14 protein-coding genes are annotated in these 15746 nt (G+C 63.2%); 8 read left to right on the forward strand and 6 right to left on the reverse strand.

Translation table 11 applies throughout. From position 1 onward, the window contains the following. Window positions 1-393: 393 nt before the first annotated feature. The gene (gene mnmE / locus HT051_RS01660) at window positions 394-1710 is read right to left on the reverse strand and encodes a tRNA uridine-5-carboxymethylaminomethyl(34) synthesis GTPase MnmE (RefSeq protein WP_174540421.1); all 1317 of its coding nucleotides are present in this window, start codon (window positions 1708-1710) and stop codon (window positions 394-396) included. 80 nt (window positions 1711-1790) lie between these two features. Between mnmE and HT051_RS01665 the strand changes: the two genes are divergently transcribed. Continuing rightward, window positions 1791-3836 carry a thioredoxin domain-containing protein gene (locus tag HT051_RS01665; protein ID WP_174540422.1) on the forward strand — a complete coding sequence of 682 codons (2046 nt, stop codon included), beginning with the start codon at window positions 1791-1793 and terminating at the stop codon, window positions 3834-3836. On the opposite strand, the gene HT051_RS01670 is transcribed toward HT051_RS01665, so the two are convergent. The 4 genes from HT051_RS01670 to hemE all read right to left on the reverse strand — a co-directional run bounded on the left by HT051_RS01670 (window position 3833) and on the right by hemE (window position 9403). Then, the gene (locus tag HT051_RS01670) at window positions 3833-6199 is read right to left on the reverse strand and encodes a transporter substrate-binding protein (RefSeq protein ID WP_371740595.1); all 2367 of its coding nucleotides are present in this window, start codon (window positions 6197-6199) and stop codon (window positions 3833-3835) included. The genes HT051_RS01665 and HT051_RS01670 overlap by 4 nt on opposite strands. Before the next feature lie 107 nt (window positions 6200-6306). Continuing rightward, complete coding sequence (gene rho / locus HT051_RS01675) at window positions 6307-7572, reverse strand: transcription termination factor Rho (protein WP_174540424.1); 1266 nt, start codon at window positions 7570-7572, stop codon at window positions 6307-6309. A gap of 299 nt (window positions 7573-7871) precedes the next feature. After that, complete coding sequence (gene hemJ / locus HT051_RS01680; RefSeq protein WP_246810278.1) at window positions 7872-8297, reverse strand: protoporphyrinogen oxidase HemJ; 426 nt, start codon at window positions 8295-8297, stop codon at window positions 7872-7874. Window positions 8298-8365: 68 nt separating this feature from the next. Further along, the gene (gene hemE / locus HT051_RS01685) at window positions 8366-9403 is read right to left on the reverse strand and encodes a uroporphyrinogen decarboxylase (protein ID WP_174540426.1); all 1038 of its coding nucleotides are present in this window, start codon (window positions 9401-9403) and stop codon (window positions 8366-8368) included. A 430-nt stretch (window positions 9404-9833) separates the two neighbouring features. Here hemE and HT051_RS01690 point away from each other — a divergent pair, with 430 nt between their 5' ends. The 5 genes from HT051_RS01690 to dnaQ are packed head-to-tail and all read left to right on the forward strand — an operon-like array spanning window position 9834 to window position 13504. Further along, window positions 9834-10673: a pyruvate, water dikinase regulatory protein gene (locus HT051_RS01690; RefSeq protein ID WP_174540427.1), complete on the forward strand. Its 840-nt coding sequence runs from the start codon at window positions 9834-9836 to the stop codon at window positions 10671-10673. Continuing rightward, the gene (locus HT051_RS01695; RefSeq protein WP_174540428.1) at window positions 10670-11293 is read left to right on the forward strand and encodes a nucleoside triphosphate pyrophosphatase; all 624 of its coding nucleotides are present in this window, start codon (window positions 10670-10672) and stop codon (window positions 11291-11293) included. Before HT051_RS01690 ends, HT051_RS01695 begins: the two co-directional genes overlap by 4 nt. 11 nt (window positions 11294-11304) lie before the next feature. Next, entirely contained in the window at window positions 11305-12144 is an 840-nt protein-coding gene (locus HT051_RS01700) for a shikimate dehydrogenase (RefSeq protein ID WP_174540429.1), read from the forward strand. Next, a complete protein-coding gene (gene coaE, locus HT051_RS01705; protein ID WP_174540430.1) occupies window positions 12144-12776 on the forward strand; it encodes a dephospho-CoA kinase in 633 nt (210 codons plus the stop codon). The genes HT051_RS01700 and coaE overlap by 1 nt, the downstream gene beginning before the upstream one ends. Before the next feature lie 20 nt (window positions 12777-12796). Then, window positions 12797-13504, forward strand: a complete 708-nt coding sequence (dnaQ, locus tag HT051_RS01710; RefSeq protein WP_174540431.1) for a DNA polymerase III subunit epsilon — start codon at window positions 12797-12799, stop codon at window positions 13502-13504. 23 nt (window positions 13505-13527) lie between these two features. On the opposite strand, the gene secB is transcribed toward dnaQ, so the two are convergent. Then, window positions 13528-14031 carry a protein-export chaperone SecB gene (secB, locus tag HT051_RS01715; RefSeq protein ID WP_174540432.1) on the reverse strand — a complete coding sequence of 168 codons (504 nt, stop codon included), beginning with the start codon at window positions 14029-14031 and terminating at the stop codon, window positions 13528-13530. Window positions 14032-14349: 318 nt separating this feature from the next. Between secB and HT051_RS01720 the strand changes: the two genes are divergently transcribed. Beyond that, complete coding sequence (locus HT051_RS01720; protein ID WP_174540433.1) at window positions 14350-15081, forward strand: Tim44/TimA family putative adaptor protein; 732 nt, start codon at window positions 14350-14352, stop codon at window positions 15079-15081. Window positions 15082-15123: 42 nt separating this feature from the next. Further along, window positions 15124-15714 (forward strand): Smr/MutS family protein, encoded by a 591-nt coding sequence (locus tag HT051_RS01725; protein ID WP_174540434.1) that lies wholly within the window; start codon window positions 15124-15126, stop codon window positions 15712-15714. The last annotated feature ends 32 nt before the right edge of the window (window positions 15715-15746 follow it).

Below are 15746 nucleotides of genomic sequence, written 5' to 3' on the forward strand. Positions count from 1 at the left end.
TTCACGTGAAGCGTCAAAAGGAACAGCGCTGATCACATCATGGTTCGAGACGCATTCGCTTTGCGAATGCCCTCACCATGAGGTCCACTTGCAGGCACCGCTTCTCGCCTCACCCCGAGGAGGGCCGAAGGCCTATGTCGAAGGCATACGCGGTGAGCCATCGACAAACACAAAAAATGTTTGAAGCTTCCGACATGTGCTGCAGGGCAACGGCATGGACCCCCGGGTCAAGCCCGGGGGTGACGAAATCCAGTTTGGTCCGCGATCATCGGCCAATTGTTTCACGTGAATCAATCGGGTCCGGCGTTAACCCTTCATTGACCATGTTTCACGTGAATCATTCCGGCGTCGCCGACGCGTGGGTCCCGGAACGGACTGACGCTCGGACTGGTGCTATTTGCCGATGCAGAATTCGCCGAAAATAGCGCCGAGCACTTCCTCGACATCGATATGGCCGGTGAGGCGCCCGAGATGCCGGGCAGCAACACGCAGCTCCTCGGCCTTCAGCTCGGGCCGGTCGGACGGCGCCTCGGTGAAACGGCGCAACGCCGCTTCGGCGGCTTCGATCTCGATGCGGTGACGGGCGCGGGTGATCACCGGCGCGGCGGAGCCGGGGGACAGACGGTTCAGCGCCCGCTCGGAGAGCTGCTTCAGAAGCGCGTCGATACCCTCGCCGCTGACGGCGGAAATCCCCAGCCAGCCATCGGGAGCACGGAGCAGATCCACCTTGGTGGCGACGGGCAGGAATTCCTTGCCGGCAAGATCGTCCGGCGGCGCCTGCAAGGTGACGGTCGCGTCGTTCAGCCAGAGGATCAGATCGGCGTCGCGAACCCGCTCCAGCGCCCGGCGAATGCCTTCCGATTCCACCGCACCTTCGGCCTCGCGAAGCCCCGCCGTGTCGATCAGGATCACCGGCAAACCGCTAAGATCCAGATGCACTTCCAGCACGTCGCGAGTGGTGCCGGCTTCCTCCGAAACGATAGCGACATCGCGCCGGCTGAGCGCATTCAGCAGGCTCGACTTGCCGGCATTGGGCGGACCGGCGATGACGATGCGGAAGCCGCCGCGTAGCGCTTCGCCGCTGCGCCTGGAAAGTTCCGTCTTCAGCTCGCGGCGGAGGCGCACGGAAATTTCCGCTGCCTCATCCATGGCACCAGCGGCCACGTCGCTTTCGTCGGAGAAATCGATACTCGCCTCGGCCAGAGCCTGGGCCCGGAGCAGGGCGGTGCGCCAGCTCTCCGCCGTCTCGCGCAAGCGGCCTTCGGCCTGGTTCAACGCCTGACGTGCCTGCGCCGCGGTCTCGGCATTGATCAGATCGGCGAGGCCTTCCACCTCGCTGATATCCAGCTTGCCAGTCTCGAACGCCCGCCAGGCGAACTCGCCCGGATCGGCCAAGCGCACGCCCTCGATCTTGAGGATCGCGCCCAGCACCGCCTCGGTGACGGCACGGCCGCCATGGCATTGGATCTCGGCCATGTCCTCGCCGGTGAAGCTCGCCGGTCCCGGAAACCACAGCACGATGCCGCGGTCGATCAGGGAACCTGTCTTGGGGTCGATCACTTTCCGAAACGAGGCGTGGCGCGGCGGCGGGACCTCGCCGCAAAGCGCACGCAGCACAGCGGCCGTCTTGTCGCCGGAGATGCGGAAGACAGCGATGGCGGCGCGGCCCTGGCCGCTGGCAAGAGCGGCAATGGTGTCGGCGGTTTTCATCTGGAGACGATCAATCGGTGGCAACGCTATCGGCCGTCAAGGATCGAGGCTACCTTGAGGTGCAAATGAATAGGAGCGGCATGACAGACCTCGCAAGCCAAAACCGCCTGGGTTCGGAAACAAGCCCTTATCTGCTTCAACATCGTGACAATCCCGTCGATTGGTGGGCCTGGGGGCCGGACGCCTTGGCCCACGCACGCGAGACCGGAAAGCCAATCCTGCTCTCGGTCGGATACGCCGCCTGTCACTGGTGCCACGTCATGGCGCATGAAAGCTTCGAAGACGAGCAGGTCGCGGCGGTGATGAACGATCTCTTCGTCAACATCAAGGTCGATCGCGAAGAGCGGCCCGACGTCGACAGCGTCTATATGAGTGCGCTGCAGGAACTCGGCGAGCAGGGCGGCTGGCCGCTCACCATGTTCCTCACCTCCGATGGCGAGCCGTTCTGGGGCGGCACGTATTTTCCCAAGGAGCCGCGATACGGCCGGCCGGGCTTCGTCACCGTGCTGCAGGAGGTGGCGCGCATCTACGCCGGCGAACCCGCCCGCGTCCGCCAGAATGCCGATGCGATCAAGGGCCGGCTACAGCCGGCGCCGCCACGGCTCGGGGCCGAGCCGCCCAACGATGCCATCCTCGCCGAGCTCGCCCGACGCTTCGCCGAGGTGATCGATCCCGTCAATGGCGGCCTTCGCGGCGCACCGAAATTTCCGCAGACCAATCTGTTCGGATTCTTATGGCGGGCTGGGCTGCGCTACGGGGTCGACGAAGCGAAACAGCGCGTGATCCTGACCCTGACGCGAATCGCGCAAGGCGGCATCTACGATCATCTCGGCGGCGGCTTCGCCCGCTACGCTGTGGACGAGCGCTGGCTGGTGCCGCATTTCGAGAAGATGCTCTACGACAATGCGCTGCTGCTCGGGCTGATGAGTGAGGTGTGGCGCGAGACCAAGCTGCCGCTCTTCGCCCAGCGCGCCGAGGAGACGGTCGGCTGGCTCTTACGCGAGATGACCGTGGAGGGCGGCGGCTTCGCCTCTTCGCTCGACGCCGATAGCGAGGGCGAGGAGGGCAAGTTCTATGTCTGGAGCAAGGCCGAGATCGAGGCGGCGCTCGGAGCGGAGGATGCGGCGATCTTCGCGGCGGTCTACGACGTCAGCGAGGAAGGAAATTTCGAGGGCAAATGCATCCTCAACCGGCTCGATGCGCCGGAGCTCGGCGACGAGGCTTCCGAAGCCAAGCTCGCCGAAATGCGCGCCAAGCTCCTCGCCATTCGCGACGAGCGGGTGCGGCCGGGCTTCGACGACAAGGTGCTGGCCGATTGGAACGGGCTGATGATCGCAAGCCTCACCCGGGCCGGCGATGCATTCGCCAAACCCGAATGGACCGACGCTTCAAAGCGCGCCTTCGATTTCGTCTGTACACGGATGGAAATCGCGGGACGGCTAAACCATGCCTTCCGCGAGGGCGAGACCAAGGCGCCGGCCAGCGCGGCGGATTACGCGCATATGATCGGTGCGGCGCTGGCGCTGGCCGACGTCACCGGCGAGGCCGCCTACGTCGCCAAGGCGAAAGCCTGGGTCGATGTGCTGGATGCGCATTATTGGGCCGACGAGCTCGGCGGCTATTACTTCGCCGCCGACGATACCGACGATCTGATCGTGCGTCCGCTCAGCGCCCATGACGACGCCACACCGAACGCCAATCCGCGCATGACCTCGCATCTGATGGCGCTCTATATGCGGACCGGCGAGACGCGCTACCTGGAGCGGGCGGAGAAGATCCTCGCCTTCTTCTCCGGCGCGGCGGCAGAAAATCCGCTGGCCCATTCCGGGCTGCTCGATGCGTCGATCGATGTTCTGGCGCCCTCGCAAGTGGTGTTCATCGCGCCGGAGGGCAAAGACGCCGATTCGCTGCGTGGAGCCTTGCGCGACGTCTCGCTACCAGGCGCGGTGATCGAGCGCTTCACCGACGGCGAAGTTTTGCCCGAAGGCTCGCCCGCCGCCGGCAAGACCGCGCTTGACGGCAAGCCCACCGCCTATGTCTGCATCGGCCCGCAATGCGCTGCCCCGGTTACCGAGGGCACCGATCTCATCAAGACGATCAAGTCAGCCCGCAAGGTGGAGGCCTAGCCTGCCAGACGCAGCCGCTCTTCCTCGTGCAGAGAGAGCCACGGGCTCCACGGCATCGGATCGATCAGGGTCTCGCTGCGCCAGACCGGGGTGATGCGGGCATCGGCGGTGATGCGGCCGATGAAGGCCGGCTTGTGCAGGTGATGGTTCTCCCGATCCATCACGACATCGAACCCGCTCGGCGCGCGCACCGCCATGCCGGAGAGCGCATCGCGCACCGCGTCGGTCCCGGTCATGCCGGCCTTCTCCACGGCGGCCTTCCAAAGATGGAAGCCGATCCAGGTCGCCTCCATAGGATCGTCGGTGACGGCGTTCGGCGTGCCGGAGAATTGCCGCCAGTCGGCGACGAAGCGTTTATTCTCGGGCGCGTCGATCTCGTTCAGATAGTTCCAGGCGGCGAGATGGCCGGCGAGGCTCGGATCGGCGAGTGCCGGCAATTCCGCCTCGCCAATCGACAGCGTCATGGCCGGGATCGCGGCGGCGGTCACGCCTTGGGCGGCGAGCTCGCGGAACAGATAGATATTCGCATCGCCATTCACCGTGCTCACGATCGCCGTGTTGCCACCCGCGCCGAAGCGCTTGATCCAGTCGACGATGTCTTGCCAATCGCGATGGTCGAACGGCGTGTAGTATTCGGCGATGGCATCACCCTTGATGCCTTTCGAATAGAGATAGTGGGTCAGGATCGCATTGGTGGTGCGCGGATAGACCGTGTCCGTGCCGATCAAGAAGAAGCGCTTCTTGCCCTGCGCCAGTAGATAGTCGACCGCCGGGATCGCCTGCTGCTGCGGCGTGGCGCCGGTATAGAAGATATTTGAGGATTGCTCCTCGCCCTCATACTGGCTGGGATAGAATAGAAGGTTGTTCCGACTCTCCACCACCGGCAGCACCTCTTTGCGCGAGGCGCTGGTCCAGCAGCCGAAGATCGCCGCTACGCCGTCGTCCTCGATCAGCTCGCGGGCCTGCGCGGCATAGCGCTTCGGATCGGAGCCCGGATCCGTGATCACCGCTTCGACCGGCCGGCCGAGCACGCCGCCGGCCGCATTGCACTGCTCGATCATCATCACCAGCAACTCCTGCAGGGGCCGTTCGCTGGCGGTCATGGTGCCGGAGAGGGAATGCAGGATGCCGATCTTGATGGCACCGCTATCGAGGTCGGCGAAGTAGCGCCCCACCGTCGAGACCAGACCTTCGGAATGGCCGATCAGCTCGCGCGCCGTGCCGATCACCTGCTCGCCCGCGTGATCGACATGACCGACCGCCGCGCCGATACCGGGCAGGGCGCCGGCAATGCGCTCAGCAACGCCGCTGGCATGGCCGGCGATCTCGTCGAGCTCCTTGGTCTGCTCCTCGAGCACATGGCGCAGCGTGGTGTTGGCATCGTTGATGCGGCCGACGCTGGAGGTGACCTGCTGCAGCGCGGAGGCAGTCTGATCGACGGCGTCCTGAATGCCGCGCACCTGCGAGGAGATATCATCGGTGGCTTGCGCGGTCTGCTTGGCGAGGCGCTTCACGTCATTGGCGACGACCGCGAAGCCCTTGCCGGCTTCGCCCGAGCGCACCGCCTCGATGCTGGCATTCAGCGCCAGCAGCGATGTCTGCCGGGCAATGGTGTGGATTAGATCGACCACCTCGCCGATGCGGGTGGCGGCAAAGGCCAGGCTTCGCACGCTCTCGTCGGCGCGGGTGATATCGACCACCGCGTTTTCGCTGACGGCTTTCGATTCGGCGATGTCGCCGGCCGAGCGGCGGATATTGTTCAGGATCTCGCGGGCCGAAACGCCGAGCGCATTCACGTCGGCGCCGGCCGTCGCCGCATCCTGCGATGCGCGCTGCACCTGCTCGTGCATATAGCGGTTCCGCTCGGCAAGATCGCTCGCCGTATGGCCGATCTCCTTGCTGCCGGCAGTGAAGGCGCGGGTGACCTGATCGACCGTGTCGCGGAATTGGCTGGTGAAGAAGCTGCGGCCGGCATAGTGCAGCCGCGCCTCGGCCTCGCGGCGCCGCTGATCCACCACGCGGGTATCGGCATCGATGGCGGCTCGCTGCAGCGCCATGGCGGCGGTCGCAAGCTCGGCCAGCGGGCCGGCCGGCTGTTCCGGTATCGTGGCGTAGCGGTCGCCGCCCGACACTTTGGCGACGGCGCCTGCCAGCATCCGCAAGCGGCGATTGATTGCCCAGGCGGCGAGAGGCCCCACAAGGAGCGCGGCGCCCAGCCCGGCGAAATAGCCAACGAAATGCGCGGCCAGAATCGCGACCAGACACGCACCGAGAACCGGAAGCAGAATCCACCACCCCGGCAGCTCGGATTTCAAACTGCTCTTCATTACGTCTCCCCATAGCTTTAAGGAGACGTTAGCCATAATTTATTGAGAAGGTCTTGATGCGGGCGCGGGCCGCCCGCTCAAAACTTGAGCATTTTTCCGATTTTTCCGGACGACAGCCGCGCCGCGGCGCGAGTCTTCAAATCCTAGGTGTTCATGGATTCGAAGAATTCGTCGTTGCCCTTGGTCTGTTTCAGCTTGTCGAGCAAGAATTCGATCGCATCCTGCGTGCCCATCGGGTTCAGGATACGGCGCAGCACATACATCTTCTTGAGCTGTTGCGGCGGAACCAGAAGCTCTTCTTTACGCGTACCCGAACGGGCAATGTCGATCGCCGGGAAGACACGTTTGTCGGCCACCTTGCGGTCGAGCACGATTTCGGAGTTACCCGTGCCCTTGAACTCTTCGAAGATCACCTCATCCATGCGGCTGCCGGTATCGATCAGGGCGGTGGCAATGATGGTCAGCGAGCCGCCTTCCTCGATATTGCGGGCGGCACCGAAGAACCGCTTCGGGCGCTGCAGGGCATTGGCGTCGACACCGCCGGTCAGCACCTTGCCGGAGGACGGCACCACGGTGTTGTAGGCGCGGCCCAAGCGGGTGATGGAGTCCAGCAGGATCACCACGTCGCGCTTATGCTCCACCAGGCGCTTGGCCTTCTCGATCACCATCTCGGCGACCTGCACATGGCGCGATGCCGGCTCATCGAAGGTGGAGGAGACAACCTCGCCGTTCACCGAGCGCTGCATGTCGGTCACTTCCTCGGGCCGCTCGTCGATGAGCAGCACGATCATGTAGCATTCCGGATGGTTTGAGGTGATCGAATGGGCGATGTTCTGCAGGATCACCGTCTTACCGGTGCGCGGCTGAGCCACGATCAGGCCGCGCTGGCCCTTGCCCAGCGGCGCCACGATATCGATCACCCGGCCGGTCATGTCTTTCTTGGTCGGATCGTCCACCTCCATCTGCAGCCACTCATCGGGATAGAGCGGCGTCAGATTGTCGAAGTGGATCTTGTGGCGCTGCTTGTCCGGCTCCTCGAAATTGATCGTATTGACCTTGAGCAGGGCGAAATAGCGCTCGCCTTCCTTGGGGCTGCGAATCTGGCCTTCCACCGTATCGCCGGTGCGCAGGCCGAAGCGGCGGATTTGCGAGGGCGAGACATAGATGTCGTCGGGACCGGCCAGATAGTTCACATCCGGCGAGCGCAGGAAGCCAAAACCGTCCTGCAGGACCTCGACCACACCGGTACCGGTGATGTCGATATCGCGCGAGGCGAGCTGCTTCAGGATCGCGAACATCAACTCCTGCTTGCGCATGGAGCTAGCGTTTTCGACCTCGACCTCTTCGGCGAAGCTCAAGAGCTCCGTCGGCGATTTACTCTTCAAATCTTGCAGCTTCATTTCCTGCATGCGCTGCTTAACTCCAATGGAAAGCGAATAGTTGGGGGGATACTTCGAACGTCAGATGTGGAACCGGGCTGAACCGGATCTATCGGAAGGAATTTAGAAAAAATACCTCAACGGGTGAGGCAGGTCTTACGCCTGCTACGCACCGGGTGACCCGATTATTGAGGAAAAGACCGGGCCGAAGATGCGTTCCCGGATCGGATTCGAGTCGTCTTATAACAGAGTTTCTAAGCTTCGGGAACAGCTTTAGCGGCGCAAAGAGCAGGTGCATGCTGCTGAAAGGCGTTTTTCGCCTCTTCGGCTCAGAACGGCCGGACCTCCACCAGGATCACGATCAGGATCATCAGCACGGTCGGCACTTCATTGGCGATCCGGTAAAATTTCGCCGAATGGGTGTTGGCGTCGCGGGCGAAGCCTTTCATCCATTTGGCCAGGATGCCGGTATAGCCGGACAGCACGATCACTAGCAGCAGCTTGGCGTGAAACCAGAAATCGCTCGACCAGTCGATCAAGTAATGGATCAGCAGTAGGCCGAACAGCCATGAGGCCAGCATGGCCGGGGTGATGATGTAGCGGTAAAGCCGCTTTTCCATCACCTTGAAGGTCTCCGACTGCTCCGATCCCGGCTTCGATTCGGCGTGATAGACGAAGAGCCGCGGCAGATAGAGCAGTCCCGCCATCCAGGCGATGATCGCGATGATGTGGAACGCCTTGATATAGGCAATCAGCATGTGAATTTCCCAGCTCGCTTTTCGCTGCGGGGACCGTGCAGCCCTTGGCTAAGCGATCTCTAGCCTTACCGGCTTCGGAGCAGGCTCACAAGATGGGCGACATGCTCCGGTGGGGTTTGCGGCAAAATGCCGTGACCGAGATTGAACACGAACGGCCCGCCGGCCAGCGCATCCAAAATCGCATTCACCCGCCGGTCCAGCCGTTCGCCGCCTGCCATCAGCAGCACCGGATCGAGATTGCCCTGCACCGGCAGATGCGGCTGCAGTTCCTCGCGGATGAAGCTCAGCGGCATGGTGGTATCGCAGCCGACGGCGTCGATGCCGGTTTGCTTGGCGTAGCTCGGCGCGAGCATTCCGGCGCCGCGGGGAAAGCCGATGATCGGGATATCCGGCGCTTCCTGCCGGATGCGGGCAACCAGCGCGCGCGTCGGCTCAACGCACCAGCGGGCGAATTCGTCCTCCGGCAGGCTGCCGGCCCAGCTATCGAAAATCTGCAAGGCCTCGGCCCCGGCCTTTACCTGACCGAGGAGATATTTCGCCGACGTCTCCACCAGAAGATCGATCAGCGCGGCAAATCCTTCGCGATCCTCATAGGCGAAGGCGCGCGTCTTGGCGTGATCCTTACTGCCGCCGCCCTCGATCATGTAGGTCGCCACGGTCCAGGGCGCGCCGCAAAAGCCGATTAGCGCCGCCTTCTCCGGCAGCTCCGGCTTCACCCGCTGCAGCGCTTCGTAGACGGGTGCGAAATCGTCCGAGGGATCGGTGCGCTCCAGCTTGGCGATGGCCTGCGCATCTTCCAGCGCATCGAGCTTCGGACCTTCGCCTTCGACAAAGACCAGCCCCTGACCGAGCGCGAAGGGCACGATCAGGATGTCGGAGAAGATGATTGCCGCATCGAGATCGAACCGGCGAAGCGGCTGCAGCGTTACCTCTGCGGCGAGAGCCGGGTTCTGGCAGAGCTCGAGAAAGGATCCGACGCTTTGGCGGGTCTCCCGGTACTCCGGCAGATAGCGGCCGGCTTGGCGCATCAGCCAGACCGGGATGTGGCTTTGGGCTTCACCCTGAAGTGCCGCCAGGAGCGGTTTGTTCGACGGTTTTCCCACCGGTCCGGTTCTCCCCAAATAAGAAAGAAAGAAGATTCTCTTAAGATTTCTGTTTTTATTTATAGGGCTGGGGGAAGCGGCAATTCCGTTTCGTCCCAAGTCCGTCCACGGGTTTTGAGTCCGGGCCCTCGCGCTTCTGCGACACGCTTATGGCGCTTGTGGATAGGCTGCCTCGATCTGGAACTCAACGCTAGACTGTCAAACGAAGTTCGAACGCCTTCGGCATTGTTGATGAGCTGTGGTCCTACCTGTGCGGGATCGCTTGAAGGCATTGGGGGTGAGAATCCGTTTGGCGGCGTCCGGGACAAACGTCACATTCTCTCTACACAAGCGAATCTGTGAACAAGGCTGAGGGCAAAATTCGAAGAGATGGGGACGGATTGGCCGACCCGCTCATTGTCCGGAAAGCATTAGACAGTTATCCAGAGCCATGCCCACGGATATCCCGCGTAGTTTCCACCTGCATATGGTCTCCGATGCGACCGGGGAGACGCTGACCGCCATGGCCAAGGCTGCGCGGGTGCAATACGCCCAGTTCCGGGCGATGGAACATGTGCATCCGCTAGTGCGGACGCGGCGCGATCTCGACCGGGCGCTCGCCGAGATCGAGGCGGTGCCGGGCATCGTTCTCTATACGCTGGTGAATGCCGATCTGGTGGCGCAGCTTGAGGAGACCTGCCGGCGGCTGAACCTTCCTTGCGTGCCGGCACTGCAGCCGGTGCTGCAGGCGATGGAATCTTATCTCGGTTCGCCCTCGACACCGTCGGTTGGAGCGCAGCATGCGCTCGATGCGGATTACTTCCGGCGGATCGAAGCGCTGAATTTCTCGATGATGCACGATGATGGCCATCTGCCGCCGCATATCGAGGATGCCGACATTATCTTAGTGGGGATCAGCCGGACCTCGAAAACGCCGACCTCGATCTATCTGGCCAATCGCGGCTTCAAGACCGCCAATGTGCCGCTGGTTTCCGGCATCCCGATTCCGGTGCAGTTGGAATCGGCCAAGCATGTTCTGGTGGTGGGGCTGATCGCTAGCGCCGACCGTATTGCCCAGGTACGTCACAACCGCGTGCTTGAGCACTTCCAATCTCATGTCGACGACTATGTCGACCGCGACGCGATCGCAGCGGAGATCGCCGAGACGAAACAGCTTTGCGCCCGCCATGGCTGGCCGGTGATCGACGTGACGCGGCGCTCGATCGAAGAAACCGCAGCCGCCATCATCCGTCTTTATCACGACCGCGATTTTCCGGTGGAAAGCCAATGACCAATATTTTTCAGCATAACAAGCCGCCTTTGATCCTCGCTTCTTCCAGTCCGACCCGGGCCAAACTGCTCAACGAGGTGGGGCTGACCTTCATCACCGAATCGCCAGGGCTCGACGAGGGCGCGATGCGCCAGGCGGTCAGCGGCGAGAAGATGCTGTCGCCGCACGATATCGCCGAGGTGCTGGCACGGGCCAAGGCTGAGGCGGTCAGCGACGTGGCGCAGAACGCTTATGTGATCGGCGCCGATCAGGTGCTGGCGCTGGACGATCAGATCATCACCAAGAGCGCCAATATGGAAGAGGCGCGCAAAGTGCTGCTGGATCTTCGCGGCCGTGCCCATCAGCTCCATACCGCGGTGGCTCTGGCCAAGGACGGCGAGACCATCTGGTCGCATACCGATATCTCGACCCTAACCATGCGGCAGATGAGCCCCGAATATATTGGGCATTACCTGGCGGCGGCGGGCGATCAGGTGCTCGGTTCGGTCGGCGCCTACCAGGTGGAAGGTTTGGGTGCGCAGCTCTTCGACAAGATCGAAGGCAGCCATTTTTCCGTGCTCGGCTTGCCGCTTCTGCATCTGCTTGCGGCGCTGCGCGAGAACGGCGTGATCGAGAGCTAGCCGCGATTATTATGAAACACGCATCCGTCATCGGCTGGCCCATCGAACATTCGCGCTCTCCGATGATTCACGGCTATTGGCTGAAGCGATACGGGATCGACGGTGCCTACGACAAACGCGCCGTGCCGCCGGAGGAGATCGAGACCTTCCTCGGTGCGCTTGGCAAGCACGGGCTCGCCGGCGCCAATGTCACCATCCCGCATAAAGAAGCGGCGCTACGCGTCGCCGACGAGGCGGACGAAGCGGCAAAAGCCATCGGCGCGGCCAATACGCTTTGGCTCGACGCGGCCGGGAAGCTGCAGGCGGCGAATACCGACGCTTACGGCTTTATGACCGCGCTCGAAACCGCAGCGCCCGGTTTTTCCGTCAAAGGCAAGACGGCGGTGCTGCTCGGTGCGGGCGGTGCGGCGCGGGCGATTCTCTATGGGCTTTTGGAGGCCGGCGCTGGGAAGGCGATTATCGCCAATCGCAGCCGGGACCGGGCGGAGGCGCTGGCGCAAAGCTTCGGTCCGCGTGTTGCGGTGGTCGATTGGGATGCGCGGGAAGATGCGCTTTCCGGCGCGGCGCTTCTGGTCAACACCACTAGTCTCGGTATGACCGGCCAGCCGCCCTTGTCGATTTCGCTGGAGAAGCTGCCGGAAGATGCGGTGGTTGCCGACATTGTCTATAGCCCGCTGCAAACCGAGCTTCTGAAGACGGCTTCGGCGCGTGGGCTTCGCACTGTCGATGGGCTCGGCATGCTGATGCACCAGGCGGTGCCGGGTTTCGCGCGCTGGTTCGGCGTGCGGCCGGAGGTGACGGACGAGCTCCGCGCGCTGCTCGAGGCGGATCTCAAAAAAGAGGCGGCCTGATGCTGATCATCGGTCTCACCGGCTCCATCGGCATGGGCAAGACCACCACGGCCGCCTGCTTTGCAAAACGCGGCGTGCCGGTTCTCGATGCCGATGCCGAAGTGCACCGGCTTTATGAAGGGGCGGCGGTGCCGCTGATCGAGGCGGCGTTTCCCGGCACCACCGAAGAGGGCAAGGTCGATCGGGCGCGGCTGGCAGAAGCCATCTCGGGCGCGCCGGAGAAGCTGAAGGCGCTGGAAGAGATCGTGCATCCTCTGGTGCTAAGGGCCGAGTTCGCCTTCCTGGAAAAACAAGAGAAGGCGGGGACGGAAATCGCGCTTCTTGAAATTCCGCTGCTGTTCGAAGCCGGCGCCCAGACCCGCGTCGACGTTACCGTTGTGGTCAGCGCGCCGGCGGACGCCCAGCGTGAGCGGGTGCTGTCGCGGCCGGGCATGAGCGAGGAAAAATTCAACGCGCTGCTCGCCCGCCAGCTTCTCGATGCGGCGAAGCGGGAGCGCGCCGACTTCGTCATCGATACGGGCGGCAGCCTGGAGGCGGTGCAGGAGCAAGTCGATGCGATTCTTGAACAGGTAAAATCGCGCCAGGGCCTGGCCATGGAGTCCTTGCGCGCTATGCTTGCTTCACCCGACTAGACGATTCGCGGGAGCGGGCTTTGCGCGAAATTATCCTCGATACCGAAACCACAGGCTTCGATGCCAAGAACGGCGACCGCCTGGTCGAGATCGGCTGCATCGAGCTTCTCAACTGCATCCCCACCGGGCGGGAGTGGCACCGCTATATCAATCCGGAGCGGGACGTACCGCCGGGCGCTTTCGAGGTGCACGGGCTCTCCACGGAATTTCTGGCCGACAAGCCGCTCTTCGCCGAAGTCGCCGACGATTTTCTCGACTTCATCGAGGGCGGCCAGCTGGTGATCCACAACGCGCCGTTCGATGTCGGCTTCCTCAACGCAGAGCTGGAAAATATCGAACGGCGGCTGATCGCTTGGGAACAGGTGATCGATACGCTGGCTCTGGCGCGGCGGCGCCATCCCGGGTCACCTTGCAGCCTGGATGCGCTGTGCAAGCGCTACAGCATCGACCTTTCGGCGCGCGACAAGCATGGCGCCCTGCTCGATTGCCGGCTATTGGCTTCCGTCTATGTGGAGCTGACCGGCGGGCATCAGGCGCGGCTGGAGCTCGGCGCCCGGTCCGGCCAGGTGATTGCGTTCGATAGTGCCGGCGGCGGCGGTGCGATGGCGCGGCCTGCTCCGCTCGCTCCCCGCATCACCGAGGAGGAGCTCGCCGCCCATGAGCGCTTTCTGGAAGGGCTCGGCGCGCCGGCGCTGTGGTCCGGCGGCCCCGCCAAGGGCGAGGCCTAGCGCTTCTTCGATTTCTCGACGGGTTAGTTGGCCTGCGACGCGCTTGCCTGCGCCTGGGCGTTGGCCATGTTGCGCGCATAGAGCGAGCGGAAATCGATCGGATCCAGCATCAGCGGCGGGAAGCCGCCATCGCGGCTGACATCGGCGATCACCCGGCGGGCGAAGGGAAACAGGATCGCCGGGCAGTCGATCAGCAGAATTTGCTGCAGGATCTGCTGCGGGGCGTTCTCGATGCGGAACATGCCGCCATAGACCAGCTCGACATTATAGACGACGTCCTCGCCGCGTTTGGCGTGGGCGTGCACCGTCAGCACGGTCTCGTAGAGGCTCTCGCCATTGCCGCTGGCCTGCACGTTGACCGAAACTTCCAGCTTCGGCGCAGGCCCGTCGGATTGCAGGGAGTTGGGCGCGCCGGGGCTCTCGAAGGAGAGATCCTTGATATATTGCCCAATCACGTTGAGGCTGATCTGCGCGGCGCCTTCGGCTTCGCCGCCGGCATTGGTCTCTTTTTCGGTTTCGTCGGCCATTGATCTTCCGTTCCGTGCGGCTTTGTCGCCTGCCCTATTGCTGCCTGGCCGGCCCGTGCCGGCGTTTCGCTTGTCGCTAGCATGGCTGCATCGCCGCTGCAATTGACGTTCCGTGACGGCCCGAAGCCCGTTTCGCCCGTTTAGGGTTGGCGTGCGGGGCGCGAATGCCTTAGTCTGCAAGAAGCCTGTCAGCAGGGGCCGTCTGACTTTTCGATCCGGCCCGGCTGGCAAAACGATGGGCGAGCACCAATATCATTCTCTATATGTGTTTAGCTCAAAGCGGGCGGTATTCCGAATACCTACAGGTGACGACGACCGATGAGTGAAGTTTTCGATATCTATACGCTGCTCTTCCTCGTGTTGGCGGTCGTTATCTTCATCCGCCTGCGCAATGTTCTGGGCCGCCGCACCGGCAATGAGCGGCCGCCTTACGATCCCTATTCGGCCGGCGAGAACAGCGTGCCGCAGGGCAAGTCGAGCGACACGGTGGTGGATCTGCCGCGCCGGCGCGAGGGCGGTTCGCCTTCGGCCGAGCCGTCCGGTCCGTCGGCTGCCGATATCGAGGCGCGGATCGAGGATTTCGCGCCGAAAGGCAGCCCGCTGGCTAAATCGCTGACCAAGCTTTTGCGCACCGATCCGAATTTCGACCCCGCCACTTTCTTGGAAGGTGCCAAGGTCGCTTACGAGATGGTGATCGCCGGCTATGCCGAGGGCGACGAAACCGTGCTGAAACAGCTGCTGGACGAGGATGTGTTCGACAGCTTCAAGCGCAATATCGACGAGCGGCGCGAGCGCGGCGAGAAAGCCGAGACCACATTGGTCGGCATCCAGAAGGCCGACATCATCGAGGCCGAGGTGAAGGGTAGCGTTGCGCAGGTGACGGTGCGGTTCGGTTCCGAGCTGGTGACCGTGGTGCGCAATTCTAATGAGGAGGTGATCGAAGGCGATCCGGAGACGGTGCGCGACGTCACCGATATCTGGACCTTTGCCCGCGATACCGGCTCCAGCGATCCGAACTGGAAATTGGTTTCCACCCAGACCGCCAACTAATTTTCGTTTGACCGCGCCGGCCGGAAGCTTTGAGTTGCGCCGATGGCAAAAGGCGGAAACAGCGGCGGCGAAGACGATGACGATCTGTCTCTGTGGCAGCGCATCGCCGGCAGCGCCACGCCTCTAAAAAAACGCGACCGGGTGCGGCTGCCCGAGATCAAGCCGGCGAAGGCCGCGCCGAAGCCTTTGGTGCCGGCGAAACCGCCCGTTGCGCTGCCGCCGCGCAAATCCCCCTCCCCTTCTGCGAAACAGCTGCCGCAGCGGCGCCCCGAAGCGGTCTCCTTGGAGCGGCGCGAGATGCGTGCGCTGGAAAAGGGCCGCGTCGCCGTCGAAGCGCGGCTCGATCTGCACGGCATGCGCCAGCGCCAGGCCCACGCTGCTTTACGCCGTTTCTTGCGCGAGGCGCAGGCGCGCGGGCTTCGCCATGTGCTTGTGATCACCGGCAAGGGCACGCCGAAAACGTCATCGGAAAATTTCTATACGGAAGAGCCGCGGGGTGTTCTGAAGCAGTCGGTGCCGGGCTGGCTGGCCCAGCCGGATCTCGCCGATGTGGTGATCAGCTTCTCCGAAGCCCCCCGCCGGCTCGGCGGCGAAGGCGCGCTCTATGTGCGGCTTAAGCGGGGGCGGGGGTAACCTTCGTCACCCACAAGGTTGTTCTTGCGCGC

This window comes from Methyloligella sp. GL2 (genome assembly GCF_013341275.1).
Lineage (GTDB): Bacteria > Pseudomonadota > Alphaproteobacteria > Rhizobiales > Methyloligellaceae > Methyloligella.

Excerpts from the sequence above, each read along its gene's own strand:
- HT051_RS01690 (WP_174540427.1), top strand. The coding sequence starts at position 9,834 with ATGCCCACGGATATCCCGCGTAGTTTCCACCTGCATATGGTCTCCGAT.
- coaE (WP_174540430.1), top strand. The coding sequence starts at position 12,144 with ATGCTGATCATCGGTCTCACCGGCTCCATCGGCATGGGCAAGACCACC.
- HT051_RS01700 (WP_174540429.1), top strand. The coding sequence starts at position 11,305 with ATGAAACACGCATCCGTCATCGGCTGGCCCATCGAACATTCGCGCTCT.
- HT051_RS01720 (WP_174540433.1), top strand. The coding sequence starts at position 14,350 with ATGAGTGAAGTTTTCGATATCTATACGCTGCTCTTCCTCGTGTTGGCG.
- rho (WP_174540424.1), bottom strand. The coding sequence starts at position 7,572 with ATGCAGGAAATGAAGCTGCAAGATTTGAAGAGTAAATCGCCGACGGAG.
- HT051_RS01725 (WP_174540434.1), top strand. The coding sequence starts at position 15,124 with ATGGCAAAAGGCGGAAACAGCGGCGGCGAAGACGATGACGATCTGTCT.
- HT051_RS01695 (WP_174540428.1), top strand. The coding sequence starts at position 10,670 with ATGACCAATATTTTTCAGCATAACAAGCCGCCTTTGATCCTCGCTTCT.
- HT051_RS01670 (WP_371740595.1), bottom strand. The coding sequence starts at position 6,199 with ATGGCTAACGTCTCCTTAAAGCTATGGGGAGACGTAATGAAGAGCAGT.
- HT051_RS01665 (WP_174540422.1), top strand. The coding sequence starts at position 1,791 with ATGACAGACCTCGCAAGCCAAAACCGCCTGGGTTCGGAAACAAGCCCT.
- mnmE (WP_174540421.1), bottom strand. The coding sequence starts at position 1,710 with ATGAAAACCGCCGACACCATTGCCGCTCTTGCCAGCGGCCAGGGCCGC.
- secB (WP_174540432.1), bottom strand. The coding sequence starts at position 14,031 with ATGGCCGACGAAACCGAAAAAGAGACCAATGCCGGCGGCGAAGCCGAA.